General features: G+C 63.7%; 13 protein-coding genes. 4 read left to right on the top strand and 9 right to left on the bottom strand.

What is annotated here, in order from left to right:
• Positions 1-113 precede the first annotated feature (113 nt).
• Both J3B00_RS02980 and J3B00_RS02975 read right to left on the bottom strand, forming a co-directional pair.
• The gene (locus J3B00_RS02980) at positions 114-2,093 is read right to left on the bottom strand and encodes a methyl-accepting chemotaxis protein (RefSeq protein WP_209863462.1); all 1,980 of its coding nucleotides are present in this window, start codon (positions 2,091-2,093) and stop codon (positions 114-116) included.
• Positions 2,094-2,326: 233 nt separating this feature from the next.
• Positions 2,327-3,256, bottom strand: coding sequence for a LysR substrate-binding domain-containing protein (locus tag J3B00_RS02975; protein ID WP_209863459.1), 930 nt, complete (start codon positions 3,254-3,256; stop codon positions 2,327-2,329).
• Positions 3,257-3,415: 159 nt separating this feature from the next.
• Between J3B00_RS02975 and J3B00_RS02970 the strand changes: the two genes are divergently transcribed.
• Positions 3,416-4,804, top strand: a complete 1,389-nt coding sequence (locus tag J3B00_RS02970; protein ID WP_209863456.1) for a NorM family multidrug efflux MATE transporter — start codon at positions 3,416-3,418, stop codon at positions 4,802-4,804.
• Positions 4,805-4,897: 93 nt separating this feature from the next.
• Here the strand turns inward: J3B00_RS02970 and J3B00_RS02965 are convergent, their stop codons facing one another.
• Positions 4,898-6,562: a GGDEF domain-containing phosphodiesterase gene (locus J3B00_RS02965; RefSeq protein WP_209863453.1), complete on the bottom strand. Its 1,665-nt coding sequence runs from the start codon at positions 6,560-6,562 to the stop codon at positions 4,898-4,900.
• Between the two features lie 315 nt (positions 6,563-6,877).
• Between J3B00_RS02965 and rep the strand changes: the two genes are divergently transcribed.
• Together rep and J3B00_RS02955 are read left to right on the top strand one after the other, a co-directional pair.
• Positions 6,878-8,887 (top strand): DNA helicase Rep, encoded by a 2,010-nt coding sequence (rep, locus tag J3B00_RS02960; RefSeq protein WP_209863450.1) that lies wholly within the window; start codon positions 6,878-6,880, stop codon positions 8,885-8,887.
• Positions 8,888-8,951: 64 nt separating this feature from the next.
• Positions 8,952-9,524 (top strand): xanthine phosphoribosyltransferase, encoded by a 573-nt coding sequence (locus J3B00_RS02955; protein ID WP_209863447.1) that lies wholly within the window; start codon positions 8,952-8,954, stop codon positions 9,522-9,524.
• Between the two features lie 31 nt (positions 9,525-9,555).
• Here J3B00_RS02955 and J3B00_RS02950 read toward each other — a convergent pair whose 3' ends face one another.
• The 5 genes from J3B00_RS02950 to dadA all read right to left on the bottom strand — a co-directional run bounded on the left by J3B00_RS02950 (position 9,556) and on the right by dadA (position 15,537).
• Positions 9,556-11,418 (bottom strand): acetyl-CoA hydrolase/transferase C-terminal domain-containing protein, encoded by a 1,863-nt coding sequence (locus J3B00_RS02950; RefSeq protein ID WP_245362474.1) that lies wholly within the window; start codon positions 11,416-11,418, stop codon positions 9,556-9,558.
• A 368-nt stretch (positions 11,419-11,786) separates the two neighbouring features.
• Positions 11,787-12,209 carry a c-type cytochrome gene (locus J3B00_RS02945; protein ID WP_209863441.1) on the bottom strand — a complete coding sequence of 141 codons (423 nt, stop codon included), beginning with the start codon at positions 12,207-12,209 and terminating at the stop codon, positions 11,787-11,789.
• A 135-nt stretch (positions 12,210-12,344) separates the two neighbouring features.
• Positions 12,345-12,893, bottom strand: coding sequence for a cupin domain-containing protein (locus J3B00_RS02940; protein ID WP_209863438.1), 549 nt, complete (start codon positions 12,891-12,893; stop codon positions 12,345-12,347).
• A 109-nt stretch (positions 12,894-13,002) separates the two neighbouring features.
• Positions 13,003-14,076 (bottom strand): alanine racemase, encoded by a 1,074-nt coding sequence (alr, locus tag J3B00_RS02935; RefSeq protein ID WP_209863434.1) that lies wholly within the window; start codon positions 14,074-14,076, stop codon positions 13,003-13,005.
• A gap of 159 nt (positions 14,077-14,235) precedes the next feature.
• A complete protein-coding gene (dadA, locus tag J3B00_RS02930; RefSeq protein WP_209863431.1) occupies positions 14,236-15,537 on the bottom strand; it encodes a D-amino acid dehydrogenase in 1,302 nt (433 codons plus the stop codon).
• Positions 15,538-15,692: 155 nt separating this feature from the next.
• Between dadA and dadR the strand changes: the two genes are divergently transcribed.
• A complete protein-coding gene (gene dadR / locus J3B00_RS02925) occupies positions 15,693-16,181 on the top strand; it encodes a transcriptional regulator DadR (protein ID WP_003258963.1) in 489 nt (162 codons plus the stop codon).
• 3 nt (positions 16,182-16,184) lie between these two features.
• Here the strand turns inward: dadR and J3B00_RS02920 are convergent, their stop codons facing one another.
• Positions 16,185-16,538, bottom strand: coding sequence for a YkgJ family cysteine cluster protein (locus J3B00_RS02920; RefSeq protein ID WP_209863427.1), 354 nt, complete (start codon positions 16,536-16,538; stop codon positions 16,185-16,187).
• Between the last annotated feature and the right edge of the window lie 43 nt (positions 16,539-16,581).

The following is a 16,581-nucleotide window of genomic DNA, read 5'->3' as shown; positions in this document are numbered from 1 at the left end:
TGAGATCGCCTTCGCGGGGCAAGCCCGCTCCTACACGGACCGGGTCGATCACAAGATCCGGCCATTCCCCAACCCTGTAGGAGCGGGCTTGCCCCGCGAAAGCGTCGGCTCAGTCAGCCGTTGACCCGGAATCGGTCCACTTCCTGACGCAACTGCGCCGCCAACCCTTCCAGCTCGCGCGCGGTGGTCGCCAGTTCATTGGCCACATCACGCTGCTCGCTGTTGGCCTGGGCGATGCTCTGCAAGTTGCGGCTGAGCACGTTGGCCGTGCTGCTCTGCTCCTGGGTGGCAGTACTGATCGCCGCAAACTGCTCACCCGCCGTGCGGCTCTGCTCGTCGATCTGCGCCAGCGCATCGGCGACCTTGACGTTGCGCTCCAGGCCTTCCTGCATCAGGCGGTTACCCTGCTCGAGAGTGCTGATGGCGTGCCCGGTCTGCTGCTGGATACTGCCGATCATCCCGGAGATCTCATCAGTCGCCGAGCGCGTGCGTGCCGCCAGGCCACGCACCTCATCGGCCACCACGGCAAAGCCGCGACCCTGCTCGCCGGCGCGGGCCGCTTCGATGGCGGCGTTGAGCGCCAGCAGGTTGGTCTGCTCGGCAATCGCGGTAATCACGCCGACGATGCCACCGATCTCCTGCGAGCGGGCACCGAGGGTGTCCATCACTTCGGCGGTGCCGCCCAAGGCATCGGCAATCTGCCGTAACGAAGCCGAGGCCTCGTCCATCGCGCTGCGCCCGACGCGGGTGTGCTGGATGTTGTCGCGGGCCATGCGCTCGGTGCCGGCCATGTTTTCGGCAATGTTCATCGAGGTGGCACTGAACTCTTCCACCGCGCCGGCCATGCTGGTGATTTCGCCAGATTGCTGGTCCATGCCTTCGCACGCGCCAGAGGACAACCCGGCCAACGAGCGGGCACGGCCGCTGACCTGTTCGGAGGCGCTGCGGATGTGCTCGACCATGGTCGACAGGGCTTCGCCCATCTGGTTGAAGCTGCGCGCCAACTGGCCGATTTCATCATGGCTGCTCACCGCCAGGCGCGCACTCAGGTCGCCTGCGCCGAGGGCTTCGGCCTGGCGTACGAGGTCACCCAGCGGCCGCAACTTACGCCGCAGCAAAAACAGCGTCGCCGCCACCGCCAGAAGCATGGCCAACAGGCTGCCGATGGCCAGGCGCAGGCCGACACTCCAGGTGACGTCACGGATCTCGGTTTCCGGCATGCTGGCGATCACCGTCCACGGGCCTTCGGCGAAGGGCATGGCAACGCTGAAAACCTGCTGCCCAGCGCTGTTCCAGAACGCCCCGGCGCCAGCCTTCAGGCCTTTGACCGCCTGCGCTGCAGCTTGCGCATCAACCACATCGGCGGGCTGCACCAGCCATTTGCCTTGCTCGTCGAGCAGCGCCAGCGAGCCGGTCTGGCCGATGCGGAAACGCTTGAGGTTGGCGAACTGGGCGCTCTGCGCATCGGTGTAGTCGAAGCCGACGAACAACACGGCAATCACGCGACCGCCGCTGTCGCGCACGGGCACGTAGCGGGTCATGTAGTTGCGTTCGAACAGGATGGCGCGGCCGACGTAGGTCTGGCCTGCGATCAAACGGGCATAGGCCGGGTGCTGGCGGTCGAGCTGGGTGCCGATGGCGCGGCTGCCGTCCTGCTTGGTCAGCGAGGTGCTGATGCGGATGAAGTCGTCGCCGCTGCGCACGAACAAGGTCGCGACGCCGGCAGTCATCTGCTGAAACTCGTCGACCTGCTGGAAATCGTTGTTCAGCAGGTGCTCGCCCAGGTACAGCGCCGGGGTCGACTGGCCGGCGACGATGGCGGTTTCGCCCGGGTGCAGGGCCAGGCCCGAGGCGAAGCGCCGCTCGAACAGGCCGCTCAGGCGTTGGGTGTTGTCCTTGAGCGAGCCATGGAAGGTATCGAGTTGATCGGCCAACAGCCGCGCTTCACTGGCCAGGTGTTCCTGGCGGGTGGCGAGGTTGGCGGTGTCCAACGAACGCAAGGCGAACAAGGTACTGCCGGTAATCACCAGCGCCAGCACAATGGCGAGGGCGATACCGAGCTGCGAGGCAATCCGGGCACGGGGTTCAGACATGGGGAAGCTCCTGGCGAGAGGCCGGGATCATCCTGATCACCAGACCACCCGCTACGATCTACGGGGAGTTACGCCCTCTTTGCGGGACGCTGGTGCCACTGGATCGGCGTCGCAGGCGAATACTTGAGTGTCGGACCGGGATATTGTGTGTATCAGTGCGGGCCTCTTCGCGGGACAAGCCCGCGCCTACAGGGACGGCGCTGTGCCCCGCGAAGAGGGCCGCACTGCCCACCTCAGCCCAGGGCCGACAAGACATGCACATCGGGCAGCAGCATCGCGGCGGCTTCTTCCTGCAAAAATGCACTGAGCCTGTGCAACCGCTCCCCGCCCGGCCGGGTGCGTGGCCATACCAGGTAATAGTCCAGGCCACTGGCCACCGCTGTCGGCCACGGCAGGCTCAATCGCCCCTGCGCGACATCCTCAGCCACCATCAACAGATCGCCCATGGAGATGCCATAGCCACGCGCCGCGGCGATCATGCCCAACTCCAGCGTGTCGAACACCTGCCCGCCCTTCAGCGAGACCTTGTCGCTCAAGCCCATGCGTGCCAGCCAACTGCGCCAGTCACGTTTGTCCGGGGTCGGGTGCAACAGCTCGATGCCGGCCAGGCGCCGCTCATCCCAGGGGCCGTCTGCCAGCAGCTCCGGTGCACCCACCGGGATCAGCAGCTCGGAGAACAACCGACGCACTTCCCAATCTGCCGGGAACACCCCGTCACTGAGCAGCACGGCGCAATCGAACGGCTCCTGATTGAAGTCGACATGATCGACGTCCATCCAGGCGCTGGTCAGCTGCACCTCGTTACCCGGCTGCAGATGGCGAAAGCGGCTGAGCCGTGCCAGCAGCCAGCGCATGGTCAGCGTCGACGGCGCCTTCATGCGCAAGATGTCATCTTCACCGCGCAAGGTATCGCAGGCCCGCTCCAGCGCGGCAAAGCCATCACGCACCCCCGGCAGCAGCACCCGCGCCGCTTCAGTGAGCTGCAGGCTGCGCCCGCTACGCACGAACAGCCGGCAGGCGAAGTGATCTTCAAGCGTGCGGATATGCCGGCTGACCGCGCTCTGGGTGATCGACAGCTCCTCGCCAGCGCGGGTGAACGAGCTGTGGCGGGCAGCCGCCTCGAATGCGCGTAACGCATACAGCGGGGGAAGCTGACGAGACATGTCGTACCTATAATCTGGGGCTATCAACGCAATCGTGGAAATCATACATGCATGAGTTCAACTCATGCCAATGATCGCTTTTATCCTTTTGTGCAAAGTTGACCAAAGCCTCAGAATCGTCCCCTCACCCCCATCCGCCAGAGAAAAGGACCCCCGCCCATGCATGTCGCGCCCACCACAGAACTCAAGGCTTTGCTGCGCCTGGCCGGGCCGCTGATCGCCTCGCAGTTGGCGCACATGCTGATGGTGCTGACCGACACCCTGATGATGGCCAGGATCAGCCCGCAAGCGCTGGCTGGCGGTGGCCTCGGTGCGGCGAGCTACTCGTTCGTGTCGATCTTCTGCCTCGGGGTGATTGCCGCGGTCGGTACGTTGGTGGCGATCCGCAAGGGTGCCGGCGACATCGCCGGTGCCACGCGCCTGGCCCAGGCCGGGATCTGGCTGGCCTGGGGCCTGGCGCTGGGGGCGGCGCTGGCCTTGTGGAACCTTGGGCCGGTGCTGCTGATGTTTGGTCAGCAGCCGGACAACGTCGACGCGGCCATGGCCTTTCTCACCCTGTTGCCACTGGCACTGCCCGGCTACCTGACGTTCATGGCCCTGCGCGGCTTCACCAGCGCGCTGGGGCGCTCGACGCCGGTGATGGTCATCAGCCTGGTGGGCACAGTGCTCAACTACCTGTTCAACCATGCCTTGATCGAAGGCATGTTCGGCCTGCCCAAACTGGGCCTGATGGGCATCGGCATGGTCACGGCGGTGGTCTCGCTGGGCATGGCGGTGGCCCTTGCGCTGTATATCCGCTGGCACCCGTTCTACGCTGCCTACCCGTTGCGCAAGGGGCTGTCGCGGCCGTCGTTGCCGGCGTTGCGCGAGCTGTGGCGGCTGGGGCTGCCGATCGGCGGTACGTATATGGTCGAGGTCGGTTTGTTCGCCTTCGCCGCGCTGTGCATGGGGGTGCTCGGCAGTACCGAGCTGGGCGCGCACCAGATCGCCCTGCAGATCGTCTCTACCGCGTTCATGGTGCCGACCGGGCTTTCGTATGCGGTGACCATGCGTGTAGGGCTGTATTACGGCGGGGGCAACCTGCTGGCCGCGCGCAGTGCCGGGCGGGTCGGGATCTGCTTTGGCGCATTGCTGATGTTTGCCTTTGCCGCGTTGTTCTGGCTGCTGCCGGAGGAACTGGTCGGGCTGTTCATCAATCGCGATGACCCGGCGTTTGCCGGGATTTACCACCTGGCGGTGAGCCTGGTGATGGTGGCCGCGTGGTTCGAATTGTTCGATGGGGTACAGACCATTGCCATGGGCTCGATCAGGGGGCTGAAGGATGCCAAGACCACCTTCCTGATCGGGCTGTGCTGTTACTGGCTGGTGGGGGCGCCGGCGGCCTGGCTGTTTGCCTTCAATCTGGGTGGCGGTGCGGTGGGGATCTGGTGGGGGCTGGCGTTGGGGCTGGCCTGTGCGTCGGTGGCGCTGACCTTTGGCTTTGAATGGCGGGTGCGGCGGATGCTGCGCAAGGCGGAGCGTCGGGCTGAGGCGGCTGTTTCGGTCTGACTGAATGGCCTCTTCGCGGGGCAAGCCCGCTCCTACAGGACTTGGGGGCGCCTCGGACTTGTAGGAGCGGGCTTGCCCCGCGAAGAGGCCGGCTCAGACTGCGTAAATGCCGGCTACCGGCGCCTTTCTCAGATACGCCATCAACTCCACCACCGGCAACGGCCTGCTGACCAGAAAGCCTTGCACCTGGTCGCACCCAAACTCACGCAGCAAGGCCATCTGCGCCTCGCTCTCGACCCCTTCCGCCACCACTTCCAGGTTGAGGTTGTGTGCCAGGTTGATCATGGCATGCACCAGCTTGCGGTTCTCTTCACGCAGCTCCATGCCGCCGACAAAGCTGCGGTCGACCTTGAGCAACGTGATCGGCAGGCTGTTGAGGTGGACGAACGACGAGAACCCCGTGCCGAAGTCATCCAGCGAAAAACGCACACCAAGCCGGCCCAGCGCGTCCATGGTCTGGCGCACCAGCTCGTTGCGGCGCATCACCGCCGTCTCGGTCAGCTCGAACTCCAGCCAGCGGGCATCGACACCGTGCTCGATGATCAAGCGGCTCAGCGTGGCCAGCAACTGGCTGTCCTGGAACTGACGGAAACTCAGGTTGACTGCCATGTGCAGCGGCTGCAAGCCGTGCTCACGCAGCGCCTGCATGTCACGCAGGGCACGGGAGATGACCCAGTAGCCCAGCGGCACGATCAGCCCGCTCTGCTCGGCCAGCGGGACGAATTCGCTCGGTGCCAGCAGACCCCGCTCGGGATGGTTCCAGCGCACCAGCGCCTCAAGGCCGACGATGCTGCCATCGGCCAAGTTCAGCCGTGGCTGGTAGTGCAGCTCCAGCTCGTCCCGGCGCAAGGCGCGGCGCAGCTCACCTTCAAGGTCGGCGAGGCTGCGCGCGTTGTGGTTGATTCGCTCATTGAACACATGGAAGGTGCAGCCCTGGCTGCCCTTGGCCTGGCGCATGGCGATGTGCGCATGCCACATCAACGGGTCGGCGCCACTCTGCGCACGGGCGTGGGCCAGGCCCAGGCTGCAGCCGACCAACAGGCTTTCGCCGTCGATCCAGTAAGGCTCACCGAGGGCTTCGACGATACGCTCGGCCAGCCATTCGGCGCGATGCGGGTCGCGGCGGGTGTCGATCAACAAGGCGAATTCGTCGCTGCCCAGCCGCGCCAACTGGTCGCCGGCTTCCAGCTGTTGCTTGAGGCGCGTCACCACCTGCAGGATCAGGCGGTCGCCGCCCTGATGGCCGAGGGCATCGTTGACGTGACGGAAATTGTCCAGGTCGAGATGACCAAGGGCCACGCCGCGACCGTCGTTGACCGCCAGGCGGCTGGTCAGCAGGGCCTGGAAGCCCTGGCGGTTGGCGATGCCGGTGAGTGGGTCCTGCTCAGCCAGGCGCTGCAGGGTGGCGACCAGCACACCACGCTCGCGCACGTGGCGCAGGCAGCGACGCAAGGTGTCGGCGGTCAGCTGTGCCTGCACCAGCCAGTCGCTGACGCCGGCGGGCGCGACGTCGGGCTCATGCTCGAGCAAGAGGATGGTCGGCAGCTCGCAGCGGCCCGGGGTCGGCAGCAGGTCCGGCGTGGCCAGCACTACGGCCTGGCGGTCATGGGCGAACAGGGTGTCGACTGCTTCCCAGTTGGGTGCAGTGAGCAAGACGGCACTGCCAGCCAGTGGCTGCAGGCATTCGCGTAATCGGACGGCCCATGCCGGCTCATCAGCCAACAGCAGCAAACGCAAGGGTTCGACAGGCGTGGACAAGCGGGCTCCTTAGGGCGAGGTCGGTGCAACGGTTTACGCGCGGTATCCTACCGCATGAGTGAAAATGATTTTCACTTTTAAACATGCCTTTCCCTGGTCAAGGCCGACGCATTTTGTCGTGCATCCTGCGCGAAAGTTGCACAGCCGGCAATCCGATTAGGTCGGCAGCTGGATTGTGTCGGGTATGCCCTTGCCAGCCTCGTCAGGCCGGGCTCGCCAGGCAAAAGTCTGACTCCGGCGTCAGACGGTCGCGCCATAACCCCTGCAGGCCTGTTAGAATGCGCGGCTATTTTCTGGCGACCCCCGGTTTCTAGCATGTCCCGACTCAATCCCCGGCAACAAGAAGCCTGTGACTACGTCGGCGGCCCTCTTTTGGTGCTCGCCGGTGCCGGCTCAGGCAAGACCAGCGTGATCACGCGCAAGATTGCCCACCTCATCCAGAACTGCGGCATCCGTGCCCAGTACATCGTCGCCATGACCTTTACCAACAAGGCCGCGCGCGAGATGAAGGAGCGGGTCGCCACCCTCCTGCGCGCCGGCGAAGGCCGCGGCCTGACGGTCTGCACCTTCCACAACCTGGGCCTGAACATCATCCGCAAGGAGCATCAGCACCTGGGCTACAAGCCGGGGTTCTCGATCTTCGACGAGACCGACATCAAGGCGTTGCTGTCGGACATCATGCAGAAGGAATACTCCGGCGACGACGGCATCGACGAGATCAAGAACATGATCGGTGCCTGGAAGAACGACCTGATCATGCCCGCCGAGGCCCTGGAAAAAGCCCGTAACCCGCGCGAGCAGACCGCCGCGATCGTCTACACCCACTACCAGCGCACGCTCAAGGCGTACAACGCAGTGGACTTCGACGACCTGATCCTGCTGCCGGTCAAGCTGTTCCAGGAAAACCCCGAGGTACTCGAGCGCTGGCAGAACAAGGTGCGCTACCTGCTGGTGGATGAATACCAGGACACCAACGCCAGCCAGTATTTGCTGGTGAAGATGCTGATCGGCATGCGCAACCAGTTCACCGTGGTTGGCGACGACGACCAGTCGATCTACGCCTGGCGCGGCGCCCGCCCGGAAAACCTGATGCTGCTCAAGGACGACTACCCTTCCTTGAAGGTGGTGATGCTCGAGCAGAACTACCGCTCCACCAGCCGTATCCTGCGCTGCGCCAACGTGCTGATCGCCAACAACCCGCACGATTTCGAGAAGCAGCTGTGGAGCGAAATGGGCCACGGCGACGAGATCCGGGTGATCCGCTGCAAGAACGAGGACGCCGAGGCCGAACGCGTGGCCATGGAAATCCTCACCTTGCACCTGCGCACCGACCGCCCCTACAGCGACTTCGCCATCCTCTACCGGGGCAACTACCAGGCCAAGCTGATCGAACTCAAGCTGCAGCACCACCAGGTGCCGTATCGCCTGTCGGGCGGCAACAGCTTCTTCGGCCGCCAGGAGGTCAAGGACCTCATGGCTTACCTGCGCCTGCTGGTCAACCCGGACGATGACAACGCCTACCTGCGGGTGATCAACGTGCCGCGCCGGGAAATCGGCTCGACCACCCTGGAAAAGCTCGGCAACTATTCCACCGAGCGTGGCGTGTCGATGTACGCCGCCAGCGACGAGATAGGCCTGGGCGAGCACCTCGACGCGCGCTACACCGAGCGGCTGCAGCGCTTCAAGCACTGGCTCGACGGCGTCCGCCACAAGGTCGCACTGGACGACCCGATCGCCGCGCTGCACGAGATGGTCCGCGACATCGACTACGAGAACTGGATCCGCCAGAACACTGCCAGCGACAAGGCGGCGGACTTCCGTATCAGTAACGTCTGGTTCCTCATCGATGCCTTGAAGAACACCCTCGAAAAAGACGAAGAGGGTGACATGACCATCGAGGATGCCATCGGCAAGCTGGTCTTGCGCGACATGCTCGAGCGCCAGCAGGAAGAAGAAGACAATGCCGAAGGCGTGCAGATGATGACCCTGCATGCCTCCAAGGGCCTGGAATTCCCCTACGTGTTCATCATGGGCATGGAAGAAGAGATCCTCCCGCACCGCTCCAGCATCGAGGCCGACACCATCGAAGAGGAGCGGCGCCTGGCTTACGTGGGCATCACCCGCGCGCGCCAGACCCTGGCCTTTACCTTCGCCGCCAAGCGCAAGCAGTACGGCGAAATCATCGACTGCACGCCCAGCCGGTTCCTTGATGAACTGCCGCCGGACGATCTGTCGTGGGAAGGCCTGGATGATGCGCCGGTGGAAGTCAAAGCCGCGCGTGGCAACAACGCATTGGCCGATATACGGGCCATGCTCAAGCGCTAATCACCTTTAAACTTTGCCACAGCACACAGCCGTGGCCATTTTTGCTACATCGAGGAATTCCACAGTGGAAGCACTGCAGCAGAAGATTCGCGAAGAAGGCATCGTGCTTTCCGACCAGGTTCTCAAAGTCGACGCGTTTCTCAATCACCAGATCGACCCTGCGCTGATGCAGCTGATCGGTGACGAGTTCGCCCGTCTGTATGCCGACAGCGGCGTGACCAAGATCGTCACCATCGAAGCGTCGGGCATTGCGCCGGCGGTGATGACCGGGCTGAAACTGGGTGTGCCGGTGCTCTTCGCCCGCAAGCACCAGTCGCTGACCCTGACCGAGAACCTGCTGACTGCCTCGGTGTACTCCTTCACCAAGCAGACCGAGAACACCGTGGCAATTTCGCCGCGTCACCTCAACAGCAGCGACCGCGTGCTGGTAATCGATGACTTCCTGGCCAACGGCAAGGCGTCGCAGGCGCTGATCTCGATCATCAAGCAGGCCGGTGCCACCGTTGCCGGCTTGGGTATCGTCATCGAGAAGTCGTTCCAGGGCGGCCGGGCCGAGCTGGACAGCCAGGGTTACCGGGTTGAATCGCTGGCTCGGGTGAAGTCGCTGGCAGGTGGTGTGGTCAGCTTCATCGAGTAACGGCTGTTGGGGCCGCTTTGCGGCCCCAAAATCAGCGAGTCGCCTGCAGGCCCGCCAGCAGCAAGCGCTGGTACAGCTCTTCTTTCAGCCCTTGCGGCTGCTCCAGCCCCATCCTTGCCAACTGTTCCGGGTAGGCTTCAGGCGCCGGCGCATCCAGTGCCGCCTTGCCCAGCTCAAGCACCTCGCTCAGCTTGAACTTGCTCTTCAGCCAGTTCAGCGCCCTGAACAGGTCGCGTTCTTGCGCCGTAAAGTCACTGCCCAGCGGATACTCCGGGAACATCCGCGGATGCCGTTCGCGCAGCGCTTCAAGTCGTTCCGGGGTGTTGGCGCAAAACCGCGCATCGAGCTCGAATCCCTTGGCCAGCTTGCCCGCCGACTTGGCCTGTTCCATCAGTTCAGCCTGAAACCGCGAGTCGCTGATCGCCAGCAAGCGCGCAATCACCTCGCTGTCGGTCTGCCCGCGCAGGTCGGCAATGCCGTACTCGGTGACGACGATGTCGCGCAGGTGACGGGGAATGGTGCAATGGCCGTAGCTCCAGTACAGGTTTGAAGTCACCTCCCCGCCCGCCTCGCGCCAACTGCGCAGCAGCAGGATCGAGCGCCCGCCTTCCAGCGCGTGGCCTTGGGCGACAAAGTTGTACTGGCCGCCGACGCCACTCAACACGCGGCCATCTTCCAACTGATCGGCGACCCCGGCACCCATCAGGGTCATGCCGAATACCGTGTTGATGAACCGCGCATCGCGGCGCTGGCGGCGCTTGAGGTCTTCCTGGCCATACAGCTCGTTGATATAGCTGATGGCGGTCATCGCATACTGCTTGCGCTGCTCCAGCGGCATCTCGCGCAGGCGCTGATAGAACGCCCGTGGGCCGAGGAAGAAGCCACCATGCACCAACACCCCCTGCTCATCGGCGGGCCGGCGCACCACACCCGCCTCGGCCAACGCCAACAGACCGTTGACGAACATCTCGCTGCAGCCGTAGAGGCCCTGGGCGAAGCCATCCAGGCCCCCTTCACGCTCGATCAGTTGGTGCCACGGCTGCAGGTCCAGATCGTCCAGCAGCGCGCGATAGCCCTCGTTGTCTCCCTGGCGGGCGAGCAAGGCCGCCGCAACGGCATCGCCCATCGCGCCGATGCCGATCTGCAGGGTGCCGCCGTCGCGTACCAGGCTGCTGGCGTGCAGGCCGATGCAGTGATCTTGGGTGGCGACCGGCATGTTCGGCGTGGAAAACAACCGCCGCCGCTCAGGCGTGTCGATCAGCAGGTCGAAGGCATCGCGGTGCAGTTCGCAGGCGCCGGGCATGTACGGCAGCTCGGCATGCACCTGGCCCAGCACCAGGATGGTCTCGCCGGCGGCGCGACGCTTGGCGATCATCGGCAGCAGGTCGAGGGTGATGTCCGGGTTGCACGCCAGGCTGAGCTGATCGGGACACTCCGGGGTTTGTGCGACCAGCTGGGCGATCAGGTTCAGACCCTTGGCATTGATGTCGCGGGCGGCGTGACTGTAGTTGCTGCTGACATAGTCCTGCTGCGCCATGTCGCTGTGCAGCAGGCTGCCGGGCTGCATGAAGAACTGCTCGACACGGATGTTCGGTGGCAGTGCGTCATTGCGCAGGTCGGCGAGATAGTCGAGTTCTTCGTAGTCGGCGAACACCCGTTCGATGAACGGCTCGAGAAAGCGCCGTTGCAGGCCGTCGCCCAAGGGTGGGCGACCAAGGCTCAAGGCGGTATAGATGGTCAGGCGCCGTTCTGGCAGTGCGCGGACCTGAGCGTAGAGCGCGTTGACGAAAGCGTTGGGCTTGCCCAGGCCCAGGGGCAGGCCCATGTGGATATGGGCTGGAAGTTGGGCCAGGACCTGCTCTACGGCCTGGTCGATGGAGCAGCTGTGGGCCATCTGTGCCTCCTGTGACATCCGTGCGTTCAGGGGTTGGACCGTGGGCAGCCAGCAATTGCTGCAGTGCCCTTTTCGCGGATTAACCCGCGAAAAAGCCGCAACAAATATAAACCCAACAACAAAGCCCGCCTTATGGCCAGCCCTTTCAAGGTCTTTGAGATTTAGTCTGGCTTGAGTAAGCCGGGGCTGCTTTGCAGCCCATCGCGACACAAGGCCGCTCCCACAATGTCCGCGTTTGCCCTGTAAATGGGGCAGACACGATCGGCGTGGGAGCGGCCTTGTGTCGCGAAAGGGCCGCAAAGCGGCCCCGGCATTCTTGAGTGAACAGCATCACGCCATAAGACGGACTTCGCAAAATCAGTGCTGACTCAAAGACCCGACATCTTCTGGATCGCAGCCTTGAGCTCTTCATCCGAGCAATCCGCGCAGGTACCCTTGGGCGGCATCGCATTGATCCCGGTAATCGCCTTGGCGAGAATCCCGTCCAGCCCACCCTGGTGGTCAGCGCGTTCTTTCCAGGCCGCCGCATCACCGATCTTCGGCGCATTCAGCAGGCCGGTGCCATGGCAGGCATTGCAGTGCTTGGCGATGATCTCGTCAGGTGTCTTGGCGCCACCACCGCTGGCTGCGGCAGCCACTTCCATGCCCTTGCATTCCTGGCCCTGCACACACACCTGGCCGACCGGCTCGAGGCGCTTGGCAATATCGTCATTGGTTGCGGCGTGTGCATTGATTGCCCAGAGGGCGAAAACGGCTGCTGGTACGGCCAGCATCTTCTTGATTTGGTTCACGCGTACACCCTCATGGTGGCTAATCACGCCGGCAGTCACGAATTGCAGGCGTTGAAAAGTATAGCGGGATCCCAACACCCGTGAAACGACCACACACTGGAAAGGGGTATTAGCGAATCAATACGCTGCGCTGGATCAAAAGTTCGACGGCGTGGCCGCGCTGATCAGCCGTGCCGGCTCATCGAACGGGTTGCGGAAGCGGTGCGGACGGGTGCTTTCGAAGTAGTAGCTGTCGCCGGCCTCGAGCAGAAAGGTCTCACCGCCAACCACCAGTTCGAGGCGGCCTTCAAGGAGGATGCCGGTCTCTTCGCCGTCATGGGTGAGCATCTCTTCGCCGGTATCGGCGCCGGGCGGATAGACCTCGTTGAGAAAGGCAATCGCGCGGTTGGGGTGCGACTTGCCGACCAGCTTCATGGTCACTGCACCGTCCGAGATGTCGATCAGCTCGTGGGCCTTGTAGACGATTTGCGTAGGGCTCTCTGCAGCCAGCTCGACCGAGAAGAATTCGACCATCGACATGGGAATGCCGCTGAGCACCTTGCGCAGTGAGCTGATCGAGGGGCTGACGCTGTTCTTCTCGATCATCGAGATGGTGCTGTTGGTCACCCCCGCACGTTTGGCGAGCTCGCGCTGGGACAGGCCCTTGAGCTTGCGGATGGCTTGCAGTCGTTCGCCGACGTCCAAAGCTGGAGCCTCCTGAAACGTTAGGGGTGGGGTCGAGTGTGAACGATATCATGGCAATGCCGTTCAGTATTTACAACACTCGAGGCCCCAGCCTGTCCGCTTCAGCGCCTTATTCGCCGATATAGTCCAGCGGCACGCGCTTGAGGTTGCAGAAGATCTGGTAAGGAATGGTGCCTGCCTGCATCGCCACGTCGCTGGCCAACACCTGCTTGCCCCACAGCTCCACCGGGCTGCCGAGGGTCGCCTCGGGGATATCGGTGAGGTCGACGCAGAGCATGTCCATCGACACCCGACCGATCAGCTGGGTGCGCTTGCCGGCGACCATCACCGGCGTGCCGTTGGGGGCCAGCCGTGGGTAACCGTCGGCGTAACCCATGGCGACTACGCCAACCCGGGTCGGCCGCGGGCTGATGAATTTCGCCCCATAGCCAACCGGCTCACCGGCGGGCAGTTCGCGCACGCTGATGATCCGCGATTGCAGGGTCATCACCGGCTGCAGGCGCTTTGCCTCGGCCTGCGCCACTTCGAAGGGGCTGGCGCCATACAGCATGATGCCGGGGCGCACCCAGTCGCTGGGCACCTGCGGCCAGCCGAGCAGCGCCGGTGAATTGCGCAGGCTGCACTCGGCGCTCAGGCCCTGCCGGGCGGCCTCGAACACGGCGAGCTGTTGCGCGGTGGCGTCGACGTCCAGTTCATCGGCACGGGCGAAGTGGCTCATCAGCACGATGCGCGCAACCTTGCCACTGGCCAGCAGGCGCTGGTAGGCGTCGTGGTAATCCTTGGGATGCACGCCGGCGCGGTGCATGCCGGTGTCGAGCTTGAGCCAGACCTTCAGCGGCTTGTGGACTGGTGTCTGTTCGATCGCCTCCAGCTGCCACAGCGAATGCACCACGCACCACAGGTCGTGCTCACTGATCAGCGCCAGTTCGCTGGCCTCGAAGAAGCCCTCGAGCAACAGGATCGGGCCCTTGATGCCGGCCGCGCGCAGTTCCAGTGCTTCCTCGATGCAGGCGACGGCAAAACCGTCGGCCTCGGCCTCCAGGGCCAGGGCACAACGCACCGCGCCATGGCCATAGGCATCGGCCTTGATCACGGCGAGGGCCTTGGCGCCGGAGAGCTCACGGGCCAGGCGGTAGTTGTGACGCAGGGCTTGCAGATCGATCAGTGCACGGGCGGGACGCATGGCGGCAGCCTTATGGTCAGTCTGGTATTGAAGGGGTGAAGCTGGCGGCCTCTTCGCGGGGCAAGCCCGCGCCTACAACGGTATAGGTAATCCTGTAGGAGCGGGCTTGCCCCGCGAAGAGGCCGGCACAGCCTGTGCAATTCTATCGAGCTCGGCCGCTCACTGGTGAGCCGGTGCCGGGCTACCGTGCTTGGCCACTTCGCGGTTGTTGCCATAACGCGAAATATCCAGGCCTTCGGCGCTGATCTGCGGCTTGCGCCGGGCAATCAGGTCGGCCAGCAAACGCCCCGAACCACACGCCATGGTCCAGCCCAAGGTGCCGTGACCGGTATTGAGGAACAGGTTACGGAACGCCGTGGCGCCGACGATCGGCGTACCGTCCGGAGTCGCCGGGCGCAGGCCGGTCCAGAAACTCGCCTGGCTCAGGTCGCCGCCGCGAGGATAAAGGTCGTTGACGATCATCTCCAGCGTTTCGCGTCGACGCGGATTGAGCGACAGGTCAAAACCGGCGATTTCCGCCATGCCGCCGACGCGAATGCGGTTGTCGAAGCGGGTGATCGCGACCTTGTAGGTCTCGTCGAGAATGGTCGAGGTCGGGGCCATGGCCGGGTCGGTGATCGGCACGGTCAGCGAGTAGCCCTTCAGCGGGTAGACCGGCGCCTTGATGCCCAACGGCTTGAGCAACTGCGGCGAGTAACTGCCCAGCGCCAGCACATAGCGGTCGGCAGTTTCCAGTTTGCCGTCGATCCACACACCGTTGACCCGGTCACCGGCGAAGTCCAGGCGCTGGATGTCCTGGCCGAAGCGGAACTCAACGCCCAGCTTGATGGCCATCTCGGCCAACTTGGTAGTGAACAGCTGGCAGTCGCCAGTCTGATCGTTGGGCAGGCGCAGCGCGCCGGCCAGAATGTCCTTGACCCCGGCCAAGGCCGGCTCGACGCGGGCGATGCCGTCGCGGTCGAGCAGCTCATAGGGCACGCCAGACTGTTCAAGGACAGCAATGTCCTTGGCCGCGGCATCAACCTGGGCCTGGGTGCGGAACAGCTGGGTAGTGCCCAGTGCGCGGTTTTCGTAAGCCAGGCCGGTTTCGGCGCGCAGCTCGTCGAGGCAATCGCGGCTGTACTCGGACAGGCGCACCATGCGTTCCTTGTTCACCGCATAGCGATTGGCGGTGCAGTTGCGCAGCATCTGCGCCATCCACAGGTACTGGTCGACATCGCCGGTCAGCTTGATGGCGAGCGGGGCATGACGCTCAAGTAGCCACTTGATGGCCTTGAGCGGTACGCCCGGTGCAGCCCACGGCGAGGCATAGCCGGGCGAGATCTGGCCAGCGTTGGCAAAGCTGGTTTCCATGGCCACCGCCGGCTGGCGGTCGACCACCGTCACTTCAAAACCTTGCCGGGCCAGGTAATAGGCACTGGCGGTTCCGATCACACCGCTACCAAGTACCAGAACTCGCATCGTTTATCCCTCGCATGCGGCGCACCGCAATCTTTTGTTGGAATGGCTTGGATGCGCGCAGTATAAAAAGGACAGGCCAGTGCATTTCACTATATAAAAGCCTATATTTGGCGACAATTCTCGGCACAGTTGCCTTTTACGGAGGGGCATCCCCTATGAGAACCCAGCATCAGAGCAAACGTGAACTGGACAAGATCGACCGCAACATTCTGCGTATCCTGCAGAATGACGGGCGTATTTCCTTCACCGAACTGGGCGAAAAAGTAGGGCTTTCCACGACCCCGTGCACCGAGCGCGTGCGCCGTCTGGAGCGCGAAGGGATCATCATGGGCTACAACGCCCGGCTCAATCCGCAGCACCTCAAGGGCAGCCTGCTGGTGTTTGTCGAAATCAGCCTGGACTACAAGTCTGGCGATACCTTCGAGGAGTTTCGCCGCGCGGTGCTGAAGCTGCCGCACGTGCTCGAATGCCACCTGGTATCGGGGGATTTCGACTACCTGGTAAAGGCGCGTATCTCGGAGATGGCCTCCTACCGCAAGCTGCTCGGCGACATCCTGCTGAAGCTGCCGCACGTGCGCGAATCGAAGAGCTACATCGTCATGGAAGAAGTCAAAGAGAGCCTGTGCCTGCCGATTCCGGACTGAGGCTCAGACCAGCACCTGGCGGGTACTGGCGATGAACTGGTGGACCAGTTGCTCGGCCTGCGGGTCGATCGGTTGCGCCGGGCCACGGCCGCGCGGGCAGGCCAGGCGCGGGGTGGTACCGAACAGGCGGCAGATCATTGGCCGCTCCTGGTAGACAGTGCAGCCCTGCGGGCCGAGGTGAACGCAGTCGAGGCGTTCGAGGGCGGCGTCCTGCTCGGCCTTGGATTTGCGCGGCAGCTCGGCCATTTCTTCGGCCGAGGTGGTGACCGGGCCACAGCAGTCGTGGCAGCCGGGTTCGCACTCGAAGGAAGGGATCAGTTCGCGCAGAAAGTGGATCTTGTGGCGGTTGCAGGACATGGTCGGGCTGAATCGCAGAAAGGTTCGCGCATTCTAGACCGAT

Origin of the sequence: Pseudomonas sp. BP8 (genome assembly GCF_017875955.1) — a bacterium.
Taxonomy (GTDB): Bacteria; Pseudomonadota; Gammaproteobacteria; order Pseudomonadales; family Pseudomonadaceae; genus Aquipseudomonas.
The sequence above is the reverse complement of the archived record's forward strand: the minus strand, read 5'-3'. Positions and strand labels throughout refer to the sequence as shown.

What these genes read in the sequence shown, in the direction of transcription:
- rep (WP_209863450.1), top strand. Translation starts at nt 6,878, where the DNA reads ATGTCCCGACTCAATCCCCGGCAACAAGAAGCCTGTGACTACGTCGGC.
- J3B00_RS02950 (WP_245362474.1), bottom strand. Translation starts at nt 11,418, where the DNA reads ATGGCCCACAGCTGCTCCATCGACCAGGCCGTAGAGCAGGTCCTGGCC.
- J3B00_RS02920 (WP_209863427.1), bottom strand. Translation starts at nt 16,538, where the DNA reads ATGTCCTGCAACCGCCACAAGATCCACTTTCTGCGCGAACTGATCCCT.
- J3B00_RS02975 (WP_209863459.1), bottom strand. Translation starts at nt 3,256, where the DNA reads ATGTCTCGTCAGCTTCCCCCGCTGTATGCGTTACGCGCATTCGAGGCG.
- J3B00_RS02980 (WP_209863462.1), bottom strand. Translation starts at nt 2,093, where the DNA reads ATGTCTGAACCCCGTGCCCGGATTGCCTCGCAGCTCGGTATCGCCCTC.
- J3B00_RS02970 (WP_209863456.1), top strand. Translation starts at nt 3,416, where the DNA reads ATGCATGTCGCGCCCACCACAGAACTCAAGGCTTTGCTGCGCCTGGCC.
- dadA (WP_209863431.1), bottom strand. Translation starts at nt 15,537, where the DNA reads ATGCGAGTTCTGGTACTTGGTAGCGGTGTGATCGGAACCGCCAGTGCC.
- alr (WP_209863434.1), bottom strand. Translation starts at nt 14,076, where the DNA reads ATGCGTCCCGCCCGTGCACTGATCGATCTGCAAGCCCTGCGTCACAAC.
- dadR (WP_003258963.1), top strand. Translation starts at nt 15,693, where the DNA reads ATGAGAACCCAGCATCAGAGCAAACGTGAACTGGACAAGATCGACCGC.